At 62.4% G+C, this 17,307-nt stretch carries 12 protein-coding genes; 7 read left to right on the plus strand and 5 right to left on the minus strand.

All coding sequences use genetic code 11. The features are described 5' to 3' along the window. Positions 1 to 149: 149 nt before the first annotated feature. A complete protein-coding gene (locus tag WKV53_RS20440) occupies positions 150 to 1,769 on the minus strand; it encodes a SpoIIE family protein phosphatase (RefSeq protein WP_341406654.1) in 1,620 nt (539 codons plus the stop codon). Between the two features lie 89 nt (positions 1,770 to 1,858). On the opposite strand from WKV53_RS20440, the gene WKV53_RS20445 reads away from it, so the two are divergent. From WKV53_RS20445 to WKV53_RS20470, 6 genes are all read left to right on the plus strand, one after another. After that, entirely contained in the window at positions 1,859 to 2,548 is a 690-nt protein-coding gene (locus WKV53_RS20445; RefSeq protein ID WP_341406655.1) for a 3-keto-alpha-glucoside-1,2-lyase-like domain-containing protein, read from the plus strand. Between the two features lie 228 nt (positions 2,549 to 2,776). Continuing rightward, positions 2,777 to 4,345 (plus strand): LamG-like jellyroll fold domain-containing protein, encoded by a 1,569-nt coding sequence (locus WKV53_RS20450; RefSeq protein WP_341406656.1) that lies wholly within the window; start codon positions 2,777 to 2,779, stop codon positions 4,343 to 4,345. Next, the gene (locus tag WKV53_RS20455; RefSeq protein ID WP_341406657.1) at positions 4,342 to 5,553 is read left to right on the plus strand and encodes a WD40 repeat domain-containing protein; all 1,212 of its coding nucleotides are present in this window, start codon (positions 4,342 to 4,344) and stop codon (positions 5,551 to 5,553) included. The genes WKV53_RS20450 and WKV53_RS20455 overlap by 4 nt, the downstream gene beginning before the upstream one ends. A gap of 21 nt (positions 5,554 to 5,574) precedes the next feature. Next, the gene (locus WKV53_RS20460) at positions 5,575 to 7,266 is read left to right on the plus strand and encodes a right-handed parallel beta-helix repeat-containing protein (protein ID WP_341406658.1); all 1,692 of its coding nucleotides are present in this window, start codon (positions 5,575 to 5,577) and stop codon (positions 7,264 to 7,266) included. A gap of 28 nt (positions 7,267 to 7,294) precedes the next feature. Continuing rightward, positions 7,295 to 9,100 (plus strand): hypothetical protein, encoded by a 1,806-nt coding sequence (locus WKV53_RS20465; protein WP_341406659.1) that lies wholly within the window; start codon positions 7,295 to 7,297, stop codon positions 9,098 to 9,100. A 28-nt stretch (positions 9,101 to 9,128) separates the two neighbouring features. Next, a complete protein-coding gene (locus WKV53_RS20470) occupies positions 9,129 to 10,397 on the plus strand; it encodes a hypothetical protein (protein ID WP_341406660.1) in 1,269 nt (422 codons plus the stop codon). Between the two features lie 59 nt (positions 10,398 to 10,456). On the opposite strand, the gene WKV53_RS20475 is transcribed toward WKV53_RS20470, so the two are convergent. From WKV53_RS20475 to WKV53_RS20490, 4 genes are all read right to left on the minus strand, one after another. Further along, positions 10,457 to 10,996: a hypothetical protein gene (locus WKV53_RS20475; protein WP_341406661.1), complete on the minus strand. Its 540-nt coding sequence runs from the start codon at positions 10,994 to 10,996 to the stop codon at positions 10,457 to 10,459. 31 nt (positions 10,997 to 11,027) lie between these two features. Further along, entirely contained in the window at positions 11,028 to 11,420 is a 393-nt protein-coding gene (locus WKV53_RS20480) for a hypothetical protein (protein ID WP_341406662.1), read from the minus strand. A gap of 299 nt (positions 11,421 to 11,719) precedes the next feature. Continuing rightward, on the minus strand, positions 11,720 to 12,724 hold the full coding sequence (locus WKV53_RS20485; RefSeq protein WP_341406663.1) for an MlaD family protein: 1,005 nt from the start codon (positions 12,722 to 12,724) through the stop codon (positions 11,720 to 11,722). Between the two features lie 27 nt (positions 12,725 to 12,751). Further along, entirely contained in the window at positions 12,752 to 13,519 is a 768-nt protein-coding gene (locus WKV53_RS20490) for an ABC transporter ATP-binding protein (protein ID WP_341406664.1), read from the minus strand. A 479-nt stretch (positions 13,520 to 13,998) separates the two neighbouring features. Between WKV53_RS20490 and WKV53_RS20495 the strand changes: the two genes are divergently transcribed. Next, positions 13,999 to 17,223, plus strand: a complete 3,225-nt coding sequence (locus tag WKV53_RS20495; RefSeq protein WP_341406665.1) for a LamG-like jellyroll fold domain-containing protein — start codon at positions 13,999 to 14,001, stop codon at positions 17,221 to 17,223. Positions 17,224 to 17,307 lie beyond the last annotated feature (84 nt).

Genomic DNA, 17,307 nt, shown 5'->3' on the forward strand with positions numbered 1-17,307 from the left:
GGAAAACGGAAGCCCCGGAACCATGGGGGGCGTCCGGGAAAAGTCGATGGCTGATTTTCAGCGGGATGCGGCAGGAATTGGACCGCAACGAGCGCGAAGAGACAATCTGTAGGGGAATCCCGCCGGTTTTTGTCATCCTCGCAGAGCACTCAGACTCCTGCCGCGGCAGCCACAGGCAAAACCTCCACACCGAGCAGGCAGACGTCGTCGTCGAAATGGTGGCTATCGGAATACTGGAGGACGCGGTTGAGGACCAGATCGAGCATCTGCTCCAGCGTCTCGCCATTGGAGCTGGCGGCGGTTTCCATCAGGCGCTTTTCGAGGAAGGGTTCGCCGTCCGGATTTTCGGCTTCGAGGATGCCATCGGTGAAGAGCAGCAGGCGCCTCACGCCCTCGAGCGGGATTTCGCCCGAGGGGTAGTCGGCCTTGGCAATGAGACCGAGGCCGGGGCCCTTTTGCTTTTTCCCGGAGGCGAGTTGCTGGACTCCGGCGGGGCCGGTGGCGATGCCGCCGGGATGCCCGGCACTGGCGTAGCGCAGCGTGCCCTCGCCGAGATCGATGACCGCATAGAAAGCGGTGGCGAACATGGTCGCTCCCGCACGGTCGAGAATGGCGTGCAGGCCATTGTTCAGGCCGCGGAGGAAGGCGGACGGGTCGCTGGCACTGCGGCGCTGCTTTTCCAAAAGACCGCGTAGCATCGCGACGATCAGCGCGGAGCGGACGCCGTGGCCCATCACGTCACAGATCAGCATGCCGACCGAGTCGTCGGAAATGCGCAGCACCTCGAAGAAATCACCCGCCAGGCCGGAGATCGGCAGGTAGCGCGCGCCGAAACGAAGTGCCGCGCGCTCGGTCGAGACTTCTGGAAAGGACGAGCCGGCAAGGGCGTGCTGGATCTCCCGGGCGAGCTGGAGTTCCTCCTCGTAGGCTTGGTTGCGGATCTGGAGTTCAGCGGCCAGGTCGGTGGCGGCCTGCTTGGCGGTGACGAGTTCGGTGACGTCGCTGGAGACGCCGAAAGTGCCCTTCACATGGCCGCTACGATCGAACCACGGGAACTTCGAGGTCAGCACCCAGGTCACCTTCCCGTCCTCGCGCTCCTCGCGCTCGACCTTTTCGGTGACCGCTTGGCCGCTCGTCATGATCTGCTTTTCATCCGCCTCCGCCTCCTGCCAGTGGGCCGAAGCGAAGAAATCCCGGTCGTGCTTTCCGATCACCGACTCGGGGCTCGGCTGGCCGTTCCACTCGGCCATTTGGCCATTCACCAGCACGAAGCGGGAATCGAGGTCCTTGAAATAGATCTGCAGTGGCACGCGATCAATCAGCGAGCGCAGGATGTGGCGCTCGTCCTCGATCTGCCCTTCCGCCTGCTTGCGCAGGGAAATATCGATCATCGAGCCGGCGATCCGCACGGCCTCGCCGTTGCGGCCGCGGACCACGGTGCCGCGGATGCGCAGCCAGCGCCAGTGGCCGCCGCCGGTCTGGAGCCGGCAATCGATGGCGAAAAGCTCCGGGCCGGCGGGGTTGAGGACATTCGCCAGCGCGCGGGTGAAGCGGTCGCGGTCGTCCGGATGGATTTCCCCGTGGGGCGGCAGGAAGATATTCGGCGCGGCGATTTCGCTGCACTCGAGGAATTCCAGGATGCGGCGCGAGTAGTGGACGTCCGGCTTGCCGACCCACCAGTCCCAGATTCCTTCATTGGAGGCCTTCAGGGCGAGGCTCAGGCGCTCAGTATCCTCGGGGGTGAATCCGCTGCTTTCCGGCGAGGTCATTGACCTTCAAGACAAGCATCCCTCTCCGGCGGCGGCAACCTGTTTTCCCGCCCGCTTGCTTTCCACGCCGCCTCTTTCATGGTCGGGGCATGAAAGCTGCCGCCTTGTTTTCCCTGCTTGCTGCCGCCCCGCTGGTCGCCGCCGAAAAAGCACCCGAGGTGGAGGTTCCGCCGTGTTGCGCGTCAAACAGCCGCACCGCAGCGATGGAAAATGACCTTTTCACCGATCCCGCCAAGTGGACCTTCGGCGATGCCAAGGCGTGGAAATGGAGCGGGGAGGGGAAGGACCGCGTGCTCCAGCTCATCTCGCAAAGCACGGTGAAGCCCAAGTACCGCAGCCCCTTCAATCTGGCGTGGTTCGAGGGGAAGGAGTGGAAGGACTTCACCCTGACCGCGGAGCTGCGGCTGACGAAGTTCGACGAGGGGAACAATGACCTGTGTATCGCTTTCGGCCGCGCCGCCGAGAACCGCTTCTACTACGCCCACCTCGGCGAAAAGGCGGATGAACCGCACCACCAGATCCACATCGTGGACGAGGCCGACCGCAAGCCGATCACGACCTTCCGCACCGCTGGCACACCGTGGAAGGAAGGCACCTGGCACCAGGTGAAGATCGTCCGCAACACCGCCACCGGCGATATCGGCGTGTGGTTCGATGACATGGAGAAGCCGGTCCTAACCGCGAAGGACAAGACCCTCGACTGGGGAAAGATCGGGCTCGGCTCCTTCGATGACCTCGGGGAGTTCCGCCATGTGAAGGTGAAGGGTACTTCCCGGTGATTGGGCCACGGTTCGGTCCAACCGGGGCAGGGAGGGCTGAGCCGCTCATTATGCACTCTTCCGTATTTCCTTGAGCTTTAATTTCGGAGGTCCTTAGATATCTCGCCCTCCCCGCCCGATCACCTTTTCCGCCTTCGTGGCGTATCTGAGGCGGTCCCGGACGTGCATTGATCATCTCCTGTGCCGTCCGTCCAAATGGGACGGAGGCGAAGGTTTGTTTCCCCTCCGATGAAAGCCTCTCTTTTCCTCCTCGCCCTCATTACATCCGCCCACGCCGGTCTTTCCGATCCGAAAGGCGTCTGGCAGCTCGATGTCGGACTTGGCGGCACGCTTCCCTCCTACACGGCGCTGGATGCCTCCTCGCTGACTTACCCGGCGGACTACAGTTTCGCCACCGACGGCACCTACCAGTTCCTGCAGACCCAGGCGTTCAACTCGCCGGCAAAGCGTCTCACGGTTACCAATCCCACCGGTCCGAATGGCGGTCCGGGCGCGACCCGCACCAACCAGTGGACCGTGGTGATGGACGTGAAGTTCGATGCCTTCCAGCCCTACGCCGGCATCCTCCAGTTCAATCCGGCCAATAACACCGACGTCTCGATCTACCTGTTCTCCGCGAACAATCTCACTGCCACCCTCAACGCGGGCCTGAGCTCCACCGGAGCCATCGCGGTGAATACCTGGTACCGCCTCGCGATTACCTGCGGCAACAATGGCACAGGTGGCCCCACCGCCATGAAGTTCTACCTCAATGGCGTCCCGAATGGCACGCCGCGGACGAGCACCTTCGATGGCGGGCTTTCGCTCCAGTCCACCTTCCATCTCTTCTCGGACGATGGGAATGGCGGCGATCTGAAGCCGGCCAAGCTCAGCTCCTTCGGCCTGTGGGGCGAGGAACTCAGCGCCGCCGATATCGCCAGCCTCGGCGGCCCGCAGGCCGGCGGACTTCCATCCCCGCCGCTGCCGAGCACGATCGCAGCGGGATCGCCCTATGCCCATGGGGCGAACATCGGCTGGATCCACGCCAAGCCTGCTACCAACGGCGTGGTGATCGGCGAGTATGCCTGCTCCGGCTACGCCCACAGCGCGAATTGCGGGTGGATCAACTTCGGCGACGGGACGCCCACCAATGGCTTCCGCTATGCGAACACCGATGGCAGCGACAGCGGCGTGAATCACGATGGCGCGGGCAATCTCTCCGGCCTCGCGTGGGGAGCCAATATCGGCTGGATCAACTTCGGCACGGGATCGAACGGAGCGCCTCGCCCGCTTTCAGACCCGGATCGCCCGCGCTTCGACCTCATCACCGGCCAGTTCAGTGGATACGCCCATGGGGCCAATGTCGGCTGGATCAACCTGAGCACGCTGCAAGCCGCTTCCATCTACAGCGTGGATGACGATGGCGACGGAATCGCCGATCTATGGGAGCGCGAGAACTTCGCCAATCTCACCACGGCAACCGCATCGACCGATACGGATCACGATGGCGTTTCCGACAAGGACGAATACCTCGCCGACAGCGATCCGAACGACCCTAACAGCCGCCTGCGGATCATTGATCACCTCGTCCAGTTCTTCCCTAACGAAGGCTACAATAGTTGGGACGTTTCCTTCACCAGTTCGCCACGCCGGCTCTACCGCATCGAGACTTCCACGGACCTCGGGGCTACTCCGTGGCAGGACGCCAGCGGACTGTTTCCGGGGTCTTCCGGCACCTCGACCAGCCACGGGATTTCCGCCCAGCCATCGCCCAGGAATTTCCTCCGGGTGTCGGTCGCCAAACCTCTTCAACCATGACCTCCCGGCTTCTCACTCTTGGCGCGTGCTTGATGCCGGTCGTCGTCTTCGCGCAAGGACCCTTGGCCCCTCCAGCTGGTGCGCCTGCTCCGACGATGAAGTCCCTGCAGGAGCTCTGGGACCGGATCGGCACGGTGGAATCCCAGCTCACCCAGCTAAAGGCGCAGAACCGGGTGCTTTCCGGCTTGCTGTCATCCTCGTCCGTCAATTTCGCGTGGATCGTCACTGCCGTCGACAGTTCGGTGAACGTGGGCGCGACCTCGCTCAGGTTCGGGAAGGATGGCGAACCCGCCATCGCCTACAACGACGCCACCAATTTCGATCTCCGCTTTGCTCGCTATAATGGCAGCACATGGACGACCACCCCGGTCGATGTGGCGGGCTCGGTCGGTAGCTACTGCTCGCTCGCCTTTGCACCGGATGGCCAGCCGGCCATCGCCTACTACGACTTCACCAATACCAATCTCAAGTATTCGAAGTTCAACGGCTCCACCTGGCAATCCGTCACCGTCGAGAATAGTGCCGGGGACGTCGGCCGGTATCCTTCGCTGGCCTTCGGTCCGGATGGGCAGCCTGCGATTTCATACTACGATCTTAGTAATTCCAATCTCAAGATTGCCCGTTTCACTTCCGGCTGGGTGGCGACGACGGTAGACAACAACGCGGCCGACGTCGGCTCTTATAGTTCGCTCGCTTTCGGTCCCGATGGCCAACCCGCGATCTCGTATTTCGATGGAACGAACTACGACCTCAAGTTCGCACGATTCAACGGAGCATCCTGGAGTATTGAGGCGATTGACGCCAGCAACGCGACCGGCCAATCCACCTCGCTCGCCTTCGGCCCCGACGGCCAGCCCGCCATCGCCCACTACTATGTGGCGGCGGAGGCCATCCGGATGGCACGCTACAATGGCAGCACTTGGACGGTCACAGGGATTGGCAGCACCGGAAACACCAGCGGCAGCACCTCCCTTGCCTTCGGCCCCGATGGCCAGCCGGCGGTCGCGTATTCGGTGACACCTTTGATTCATCTAGATTTCGCCCGCTACGACGGAAGCACTTGGAAGATCTCAAGCGTGAACAGCCCGAGCCAAGGCGGCACGAACCCCTCGCTCGCGTTCGGTCCTGACGGCCAGCCAGCCATCTCCTACTCTAACAACTCCTCCCTGATCTTCGTTCGCAAGGGCGTCTTCCAGCCCGCACCGTAAACCCGCTTCATCTCCTCTCCCATGAAACGACTGATCCTCCTGTTGCTGGCCGCTGTTCCGGCCTTCGCCCAAGGTCCGCTGATCCCGCCGGTGGGTCCGCCTGTGCCTTCGATGAAGACGCTCGATCAAATCGAAGCGCGTACGCCGATCGAATCGTTGCCCATTACCATCAGTGCTCCAGGGAGCTACTACTTCACGAAGAACCTCCAGCATACTGGAGCAGGCCATGCCATCACGATCACCTCTAACAACGTCACGCTTGATCTCGGTGGCTTCACCTTGAGCTCCACCGCTGCTGTCAGCGGCAGGGGCATTGTCGTCAACGGCGGTCTCAACAACATCACGATCAGGAACGGCAACATCACCGGGACCACCACGGTCTCCATCTCCGGCGCCCCTCCCAGTCAGACGTGGACAGCGACCCCCGGTGGGTTTGAGACCGGGCTGTATGCCGATGCCGCCTCCGGTATCCCGTTTGGCGCCTTCCGGAACATGACGGTGGAAAACCTCCAGGTAAGCGGCTGCCGCACCTGGGGAATTGTCGCCTACTATGCGACAGTCACCAACTCGTCGGTCGCGTCAAATGGCAGCGAGGGACTCATCGTCTCGGAAGGCACCGTCAACAATTGCATCGCCAAATACAACGGCAGCTCTGGAATATCCGGGGCCACCGTCTATGGCTCCAGCGCCCAGCACAATGGAGGCAGAGGGATCTTCGGCACTACCGTCACCAGTTCGGCATCCATGTTCAATGCCCAGGACGGGATCCTTGCTTCCTCGGGAAGCGTCACTGCTTGCACAGCTCTATACAACCACGCCTCGACGGGGACCTATTACGATCTCAATGCCACCGACGCCGTGATCGCCTCCACGAAGTACGGGACAGGCAATGTGACCGGCAGTTCCATCGATGGCGAGCGGCGCACGGCGATCGACTCGCTGCCCGTTACCATCAGCACTCCCGGAAGCTACTACTTCACCAAGAACCTCGAGTCCACCGGTGGAGGGCATGCCATCACCATCACCTCTAACAACGTCACGCTCGACCTCGGCGGCTTCACCCTGAGTTCCACCGCTGCAGTGACCGCCAGGGGTATCGTTGTGAACGGTGGTCTCACCAACATCACGATCAAGAATGGCAACATCACCGGGACCACCACCGTCTCCGTCTCCGGTGCCCCTCCCAGTCAGACCTGGACAGCGACCCCTGGCGGGTTCGAGACCGGACTGTATGCCGACGCCAGCTCTGGCTATCCGTATGGCGCCTTCCGGAACATGACCGTGGAAAACCTCCAGGTCAGCGGCTGTCGAACCTGGGGAATTGTCGCCTACTACGCGACCGTCACCAACTCGTCGGTCGCGTCGAATGGCAGCGAGGGACTCATCGTCTCGGAAGGCACCGTCACCAATTGCATCGCCAAATACAACGGGAGTTCCGGGATATCCGGGGCAACCGTCACCGGCTCCAGCGCCCAGCACAATGGAGGCAGAGGAATGTTCGGCAATACCATCACCAGTTCGGTAGCCATGTTCAATGGCCAGGACGGCATCCTTGCCTCTTCGGGAAGCGTCACCTCCAGCACCGCTTTATACAACCACACCTCCACCGGAACCTACTACGATCTCAACGCCACCGACGCCGTGGTCGCTCTCTCCAAATACGGTACGGGCCTCACCACCGGCAGCACGCTTACCGGAAACAAGACGCCCTGAGGCGGATACATCGCGAATCCAATAGCCCATGATCCCACAAACGATGCCGTCGAGACGGTCCCACTCTACGGCCCTCCTGCTGGGTATCACCGCTCTGGTATTTTCTTCAGCTGCCTTCGCCCAAGGCCCGCTCGCTCCGCCCGCGGGCCCGCCGGTGCCGAGCATGAAGACCCTCGATCAGATCGAGGCGCGTATCCCAATCAACGCCACCACGGCACCCGGCAATGCGAATGCGGTCCACGTCATTTCCACCCCCGGCTCCTACTATCTGACGGGTGATGTGCAGGGTGTCGCGTCGAAGGATGGTATCCTCATCGAGGCAAGCAATGTCACCCTCGATCTCAATGGCTACTCGCTCAAAGGATTGGGGAGTTCGTTGAATGGCATCGGCATTTCACGCAGCGGAGCGGCACTTACCGGCCTCACCATTCGGAATGGATTCATCACCGGCTTCGGCCAGCGCGGCATCTACACCGTCGGCACCGGTGCCATCCACGGGCTGACCATGGAGGACCTCACCATCGCCTGCGTCGGCACCGGCCTCCGGTCGGATGTGGCGGGCTCCACCATCGTGCGCCGGGTTCTCGTTCGCGGAGGGTCGGGCGGCATTCAGTGCGCCGGTGGAAACAGCTTGGATCAGATCGAGGACAGCATGGTGAGCGGCATCACCGGCGAGGCCATCGTCGGCGATGTGGTGGAACGTTGCCAAGTCGGCCAGGTGACCAACTCCGGCCTGGTCGTCATCAGCGGCAGCCGGATTTCCCACTGCCGCGTTGCATCCGTCAGCGGCACAGTCGGCCTCGTCGGGATCTACGGCGAAGAGGTGAACGATTGCGTGGTTTCCGATCTCACCCTCACGGCAGCAGGGCCGGTCGATGGCGTGACAGGGGATCTCGTCACTGCCACCCGCGTGCAGAACCTTATTTCCGCCGGCGGAAATGTCCGCGGCATAGCCCAGCGCAACGCACCCCAAGGCATCGTGAACGGCTGCTCGGTGGCCAGCCTCAAGACCACCGGGAGTGGCACGGTCACGGGCATCGATGCTGACTCGGTGACCGCCAGCCAGATCTCCCGCATTGGCTACGAAAGCTCCACCGGAGTAGTCACCGGAATCAACTTTGGCTCTCTGGTGAGCGACTGCTCGCTCCAGACGATCGGCCACGCCGGCGTCACCTCCTCGGTGAACGGCATTTATAATTCCGTCACGAACACCGGCACTGTCACCAAGGTGACGCTCCAGACATTCAAGGGCGCCGGTACCGTGGTGGGCATTCGCTCCGGAATCGTGGACCATGCCAACGTCACGGGATTCGTGCAGAATGGCAGCGGATTCACCGGCAACCAAGCCATTGCGGCCCAGAGCGTCTCGAACTGCACCGTCTCCAATCTGGTGGCGAACACCTCCATCGCCATCTACGCGATCTTCGCCGAGAATGTGACCGACACCCGCGTCGACCTGGTCTCAAACGACGGCGGAACAGCGAACGGCATCAACGGCACCAGCATCGTGAATTGCTCCGTCAGCAATCTCGATGGCATCGGCATCGGGGGCACCACCACTACCACCCGCATCAGCGGCTGTTCCGTGGCTAATGCCGGCGTCCTCGGCATCCAATTCGGCGGCTCGGGCGGCGTCCTGGACGACAATACGGTCACTGGATGCCCCACCGGCATCCAGACCCTCGCGGGTTCCGGCCGGGTCGTCGTCCGCGGCAACAGCGTCAGCACCTGCACGACCCGCTACAGCATGAGTGCCAACTCGGCGGTCGGCCCGATCGTCACTGCCACCGGAATCATCGCGAGCACCAATCCATTCGCGAATTTCTCCGATTGATCGCCCGGTCATTGCTACCTGCCCTCTCATGAAACTCCTCGCTTTCGCCATTGCTCTCGTTCCTTTTCCCCTGCTCGCCCAAGGCCCGCTCGAGCCACCCGCCGGGCCACCGGCAGCGAGCATGAAGACGCTGCAGGAACTTTCGGATCAGATCGCGCAGCTCGGCACGCAGCTTTCCACGGCTCAATCCGATCTCGTGAAAACCCGCGCCGCCTTGGGCCGGGTTCAGGCCGACCAGCAGCTTCTAACGGGCCTGCTCTCGACCTCGGCGGCAAGCCTGAGCCTGCCTTGGAACATCGGAATTGTGGAGAGCGCGAATTCTGTCGGCACTTTCCACTCCATGACCCTCAGCCCGGAGGGGCAGCCTGCCGTTGCCTACTACAAGCTCACCGGCACGGATTTGAAATACGCCATCTACGATGGCAGCTCCTGGCACATCGAAACCGCGAGCGGGTTTGGCGGCGTGGACACGTCCATCGCCTTCGGTCCCAATGGAGAACCTGCCATCTCAAGCTGGAACGTCATCCTCGGCGCCACCAGTGCGGTGCAGTACTCCACTCGCGACGCAGGAGTATGGACCACGGTGGAAGTTGACGTCGGCAATAACATCGGACGAAACACCTCACTTGCCTTCGGACCCGATGGCCAACCCGCCATCGCCTACTACGATCAGCCCAACGGCAACCTGAAATTCGCCCGTTACAACGGCGTCACCTGGACAATCGTCACCGTTGACAATAGCGCTGCGGACGTGGGGGGTGTGGACAACTCCCTTGTCTTCGGTCCCGATGGCCAGCCTGCCATCGCCTACTACGACGCGACCAATCAAGATCTCAAGTTCGCTCGCTACAATGGCAGCACCTGGACGCTGACCACGGTGGACAGCACCGGCTCGGTCGGCGTCGATCCTTCGTTGAAATTCGGCCCTGATGGCCAGCCCGCCATTGCGTATTTGGATCTTGGTAATCTCGATCTCAAGATCGCCCGCTACAACGGCACCACCTGGACCCCGGCGACGGTTGAAAGTGCGGGTGCAGTGGGCCGCTCCGCCTCGCTCGCCTTTGGCCCCGACGGCCAGCCGGCCATCTCCCATCACGATCAGGGCACTCAGGACCTCCGCTTCACCCGCTACAATGGCAGCTCATGGACGGGCGGCACGGTTGATACTCCGGGCAATGTCGGCTCGTTCTGCGCCCTTTCCTTCGGCTTCGATGGCCAGCCGGTGATCTCCTACTACGATCAGACCAATGAGGATCTGAAGTTCGCCCGCAAAGGCGTCTTCAAGCCCGCGCCCTGACGATTCCAGTCAAGGGACAGGCAAAGTCCTCGCCGCCGGATTGAAGGATGGGTGGCGGTTCACGGATGCGGCCTCGGCTTGGGCAGCAGCTTGGTCGTCAGCTCGCCGAAGTAGGTCTTGTCCTCGATGTCGGTGTGGACGGTGCCGCCGGGGCCGAAGTACTTCCACTCGTGGCAGCCGTAGCAGATCTGGAGCACGCGGCGCTTGCCGCCCTTGCTCCACACCAGCGCATAGTCTGGATGGAAGCCGGCGCAGGTGGTCTTGGTCGCCAGTGCCTCGTGGGAAGCGGAGCGCTTGTAGATGTCCAGGACCTTTTCCGCGGTGCCGGCGGGCAGGGAGAGGGGCTCGGCCTTGAACTTGAAGCCCTCGAACTCGACCCAGCCGCCCTTCTTCACCTGGCTGTCATAGCGCGCCTTGTCCGCGATAGGGTGGTTGAGGCCGCGGTAGATTTTGACGTTGTTGGCGGACTGGTTGATGTCCACCTCGGCACCCCACTGGGCGTGCATCTCGGTCTCGCGCATCGGGATCCCGCCTTTCCAACAGGAGGTGGTGGTGCAGGAGGCGAAAACAAAAGCGGCGAGCGCGGCGAGGGCTTTCATGGGCGAGAGGCTAGCAGTCGAAAACGCGGTGTCACGAGGGCTTTCGGGAAAGCGGAAGCTCGTCGAGGCGGCTCTGGATTTCTTCAAGCCGGGCAATCGCAGAGGGGTGGACGTTGGCCAGCTCGAACCAGCCGGAATCGAATCCGTTGGGCCTTATTTGCCGTAACCTTCCGAGACTTCCGGAAAGGTAAATGGAAATACCCCCGATCAAACCAGCGCCTCCTCCCGGGAAGCGACCGGGAGAGATCCTGTTTAAGACAATACCGCCGCCTAATACCAACGCCAGAACCGTCAGCCTCTCAACCCAATCCCGCCGGTTCTCGTCTCGTTTGGCTTGGTCGGACCGGAACATGTGAAAGCGCCCGCGCTTGCTCACGCCCCGGACAAGCCAGATCAGCGCGACGGTTACGGCCGCGATGGCCACGAATGTGGAAGGCTCGGGTGGATCGGAAGATCCCTCCAATGACATGAAGGCCCAGATGAGAAAGCCGATTAATGCGACGGATGGCAGATGTCGTATCCAAGCGGGACACCAAGAAATCTCCAAGGAGTCCCGTTCCCCGGGTTCGCCAGGTGGCATGCCCGAGAGACAGACATCCGGCAGGCTCGCCCCGTCGCGGACTTGAAGAACCCCTTCCGAGACATACCACAGCGCTCCTTCCCGGGGCTCCGCCTTCGCCAAGCCGGGCGCCTGCGGTGCCGCGTAGGGATTTTCCTCCGCACTCACCGCCGTCTCCCCCGGAACCGGTTCCGCGGATCGTCCTCCGGCGTTTCCTTGTCGCGGTAGCGGAGGATGCCTTGCTGGCGCAGGTTGCGGATGAAGACCTTGGCATCGTCCGAGACGTCATGGTCGTAGGCGAGCGTGCCTAACAGGCCGTTGCCCTGCTCGGCGCGGTCGATCGCGTTGCCAGCCTTGTCGGCGGCGCGGGAGATCGAGGCCACGGCCTTCGGCACTTCCTCCAGCGCGGGCTTCAGCTCCTCGATGCGCTTGTCGGCATTGGCGAAGGTTCCCTGGGCGCTGTTAGACGCCTTTTCGAAGGCGGCGATTGCGTCGCGAGCTTCAGCGACGGTCGGCGTCAGCTCGGCAGAGGCTTTCTCGAAGTTCGTCAGGGTGCTGCTGAGACTCTTGAGATTCTCTTCGGACAAGAGGGAGCCATTGACCTTGTCCATGGTCGTGGTCAGCCGGTGGGCCACCGAGCGGATGTCATCGACCGCGGCGTCCACCTTCTTGAAGGTCGCGCCGGCATCTTCCATCAGCTTGCGCGCGTCGCGGCTGATCGATTCGGCATTGTTCTGAATGGCGTCCAGTCCCGACGCTCCACCGCCGCGAACGACCGCACCGGGCTCGAGAAAGCGGCCGGTGGACTCCGACTTCGGCGGCGGGGTGATGACGATCATCTTGTCACCGAGCAGGGTGGCGGAGGCGATCTGGATCATCGAGTTCTCCGGGATGTGGATCGGCTCGTTGATGCTCATGACCACCTGCACCTTCACTTCCGAATTCAGCTCGGGATGATCGTCCACCTTGCCGATGCGGGCACCGCCCATGCGGATCTCGGAGCCCTTGATCAGACCGGACGCATCGTCAAAGACGACCAGGATCTGGTATTTCCCGTGGAGCTTGTCGCCGAATCGCCCGAACTGGACGATCAATGCCCCGAGCAGGGCGAGACCGATGAACACGAACAGCCCCACCCAGAGCTCCGTCTTCTTGGAAGATTCTCCCATGCGTGGCGGAAGCTTCCACGGGCGGGCCTAGGCGCGCAAGGGCGATCCTGACCACGGCTCGCCGGAATCGCCATCGATGAATGGCCGCAGGATCGGGTCCTCGGTGGCCTTCAGCTCCTCGGGGCTGCCCACCCAATGAACGCGGCCCTCCTGGAGAAACATGACCCGGTCGGCGATGTGGAAGACGCTGCGCATCTCGTGGGTGACGACCACATTGGTCATTCCGTGGCAGGTCTGGAGGTCCTTGATCAGGTGATCGATCGAGTCCGCGGTGATCGGGTCGAGTCCGGCGTGGGGCTCATCGTAGAGCACGCAGGCGGGCCTGCCGACCACGGCGCGGGCGAGGGCGACCCGCTTGCGCATGCCTCCGGAGAGCTCGGAAGGCATTTTCTTCTCCTGCCCCGGGAGGCGGACGATTTCCAGCGCCTCCGATACCCGTTCGCGGATCTCGCTCTTCTTCGCGTGAGCTTCCTGCAGGGAAAAGGCGACGTTTTCCCCGACGGTCATCGAGTCGAAGAGGGCGCCGCCCTGGAACATGATGCCGACCTTCCGGCGGTAGGGGGCGAGTTGGCGCTCATTGAGGTTGGAAATATCCTCGCCATCGATCTCCACGGTGCCTTTCCAAGGGCACAGCAGGCCGGGCAGGTGCTTGAGCAGCACCGACTTGCCGCCGCCCGAGCCGCCGAGGATCACCAGCGTCTCGCCGCGGAAGATGTCGAGATCCACGCCGCGCAGCACATGCTGGGAGCCGAACTTTTGTTCGAGCGCGCGGACGCGGATGAAGGGCTCGGCCACGGGAGGAGAGTCGGCAGCGTGGCTGCTGCTGGCAAGCCTGGGTGCGGGACGCGTCAGGGGATGCGAAATGCATCTCTGTTTTACTAATGGAACAACTACCCTGTGAAAAAATAGAGGATAGACGTCTCCGCTAATAAAACGGTTTAGTAAAGGGGCTCAGAATTATTTTCAAAGCCGTCGTCCCTACCGAAATTGTGTCAGCACCCCTGTCCCTTGATTGTGGGACAGGACGGCGCGATAAGCTATGTTTCATCCAAAAAATGGAGCCGAATTAGTCATTTTTGGCTCTTTTCCCCGATTTTGGCCTTTTTGGGTGAACGAAAAAAGATGCAAGCCTGCCGCAAAAGTATGCGACTAGTGAGGTCGATTCTCGCGGAGGCCCCTCTCCGCCACGCCACCCAAGAGGCGTTGGATCGCAACCCAAGAACCCAGTGAACAATATAACTATTACGTATCATCGCGGCGTCGCATTGGCCCTCATGTCGACCGCCTTGAGCCTCCCCGTTGTCGAAGCCGCTCTCGTCGGTCAATGGCGGGGAACGGATTACGTGGACGGCCAGAATTGGACCTCCACCCCCGCCACGGGAAGCAAAGTCGCGACTCTCAGCGGCTCCGGCACGCCCGTTGCAGTGACTTCCGGATATGCTCCGGGAACCAAGGCCGTCGACATGCCGGGGTCGCCGTACTTCGTCGTTTCGCAAGCCAACAACCCGATCAACGGGGCGACCGCGATGTCGCTGGTGGCGATTTTCAAGCCCAACGGGCTCGGTTCCAGCGGGGGCGGCTTCTACAACGGCAGCGGCCTGATCGGAAACGAGGTCGGAGGAGTCACGGAAGACTGGGGATTCACTTGGAACGGCAGCCGCGTGAGCGGCGCAGCTCCGGGAAACGGCGTCATGGAGCGGACGATCTTTTCCGATCCCGTGAGCGACAGTGAGCTGAAGGTGGCGATGTTCACCTGGAGCAATACCGGCGTGCAGCAGATCTACGTGAATGGCGTGCTCGTTAGCAGCCAGAACACCGGGGTCATGGCTCCGCGCATCTCCTCTTCCTTTGCCCTCGGAGCCAGCACCAGCGGGGGGAGCAATCCCTTCAACGGCCAGATCGCCGAGCTGCGGATGTACAATTCGGACGAGTCCGCCAATGCCGCGACCATCGCCAGCGACCTGAGGAATACCTACGCCACCGACGTGATGCTGGAGAGCGCTGCGCTCAACCCGGCGGGCGGTCGCTTCGTGCTGGTGGACACCACCGCCGGCCAGATCAATGCAGCGGGCACCTTCACCTTCCTGCTGGACGGAAATCCGACCCCCGTGACGGTATCGAAATCGGGCGCCCGCACGACTGTCACTTTCGCCGCCACCATCGACGCCGCGACTTCCTACGCCTATGACCTGACCGTGCCGAAGGTCGGCGGAGGTTCGGCGAATTACTTTTCCGGTTTCACTTCGCATCGCTTGCCGGTGGCGCTTCCCGGCCTCGCCGGCAGCGTCGGCACCTGGGGCATTCGCGAGATCTCCACCGGAGACACCCCGCTGCCCCCGAATGTCGGCAACATCGTGGCTGCCGTGTCTTCCGTGCTGAACAATCCCGCCACCGTGGAAGGATCCGCCCCCGTCTTCAACCACGCGGACCCGGACACCAACGACCAAGGCGGCGTAGGCAACTTCAACAACGACTTCAACATCCTGACGAATGCCGCCGGAGAGCAGAACTTCGTCGTGGTGGGCAAGACGAAGGTCACCATCACCACTCCCGGCGAGCTTCGCACCTTCTCGATTCACAGCGATGATGGCTTCATCATGCGCGTGACCGGACCGGGCGGCGGTCGCTTCGTCCATGTCGGCGGCGACGCCCAGATCGATGACGGCGATTTCCAGTCACTCTACCGTGATGGTGGCACCGGCGACTCGAACTCGCGGGGCACCTTCCGCTTCGATGCGGCCGGCACCTACGACATCACCTACCTCGGTTGGGACGGGGGCGGCGGCGGCTACTATGAAGTCGCCTGGGCACCCGGCACCTATTTCGACGATCGAGACACGAACCTGTGGCGCCTGATCGGAAACGACACGGACCCATCCATCCCGCCCTTCCGCGAACGGTGGGCGATCAATCCTCCGGGACCGCTCGCAGGAAACGGCACCTTCGGCGTGCGGACTTTCCTTAACGCCGCGGGGGTTACCGGTATTGGCAACATGAGCACGTTCCTCGATACGACCACCCGGACCCCGGCGAACGATGCGGCGAACACCGTCGATGCCCAGGTGCCCTACCTGAACCATCGCGACCCGAACAATGGCGGGTTCAACCGGTTCATCGATGACAGGCCGTTCCCCGGCAACAACAACGGTGTGGACGAGAACAACGTGGCGACCGTAGCCAAGGGCCGGATTTCCATTCCGACCACTGGCACCTACACCTTCATCACGACCTCGGACGATGGCTTCGTCTTCCGCCTCAAGGGCACGAATGGAGCACCCGATCCCTCCTTCCGTCGCGTGACCTGTGGAGGTGGTGATCCGCGCTTCCAGATGTCGAATCCCAATGAGGTCTACTTCGATCAGGCCAACCAGGAGACCCGGTGCATCGTGGACCTCGCGGCTGGATCGTACGACATCGAATACCTCCAGGTGGAGAATGTCGGCGGCTTCTGCTATGAGCTCGGTGTTGCCGCCGGCGAGTGGCCTCACCAGACCACGCCTCCGGGTGGCTTCCAGCTCGTCGGCGTACCTGCTTCGACGGTGCTGTTCCCGGCGATTGCCGCTCCCGGCTGGACTGTGGAAAGCTCGATCCCAGGGCTGAACCAGTTCGCGAGTAACATCGCCGGAGCAGAGGCGAAGATCAGCTACACGCAGGGGCTGGCCACGAATGATCCCGTCTGGACCACGCTCGGACTGAATCCCGCCAATCGCACGACCACTTGGGCTTCGCTCGACTTCAACGATCCGCAAGACGGTTCGGCTGGAAGCTTCTCTCCGACGAATCCGTGGCCGCTCAACACGACGAATGCGGACAACGACTATGCGATCCGTGCCACCGGCAACATCATCATCACCCAGGCTGGCTACTACCACCTCGGCTTCCAAGGCGATGACGGCGGCTATATGTATATCTATGGCGTGGGTGGGAACACCGACCCGGCGATCGATTCGATCGTCTTCACCCACCACCCGCAGCAGGCGGCAATTGGAACCGCCCCCGGCAGCACCGTGAACAACGCCGTCCGCACCGACGTGGGCACCGGCAACAGCCGCACGATCGTCCGCGTCTTCCTGCAAGCCGGCCAATACCAGATCAAGACCCTCTTCTTCGAGGGCGGTGGCGGCTCGTGGTGGGAAGTCATCGGCAGCTCCGAGACGGCGGCTTACAATTACCCGCTGCTGACGACCACCGCTGGCAGCGCTCCGGTCAATGGCGGCCTCGCCCTGATCGAGCAGACGGTCATCCCGAACAGCCCGGGCTTCCAGATCAACCAGATCGTTCTGACCGGCCATCCGGTGACCTCGGTCTCGTTCAATATCGCGGGCCAGCCCGGCCAGACCTACACCGTCCAGGGTTCGACCAATCTGACCAGCTGGGTCGACCTCACCAACAGCCTGCCTGCCACCGGCAACAGCACGCCGTTCTCGGTGAATCTGTCCAGCTTCCCGGCGCTGAGCGGCCAGCAGAGGGTGTTCTTCCGTGCCACGGTGAACCCGTAAGCCTTCGCGCATTCAATCCCAGCCGCCGCCGGAGTTCTCCGGCGGCGGCTTTTTCGTCTGCACGAAGCTCTTGGCGGAGCGCCG

The sequence above is a fragment of the Luteolibacter sp. Y139 genome (assembly GCF_038066715.1).
Taxonomy (GTDB): domain Bacteria; phylum Verrucomicrobiota; class Verrucomicrobiia; order Verrucomicrobiales; family Akkermansiaceae; genus Haloferula; species Haloferula soli.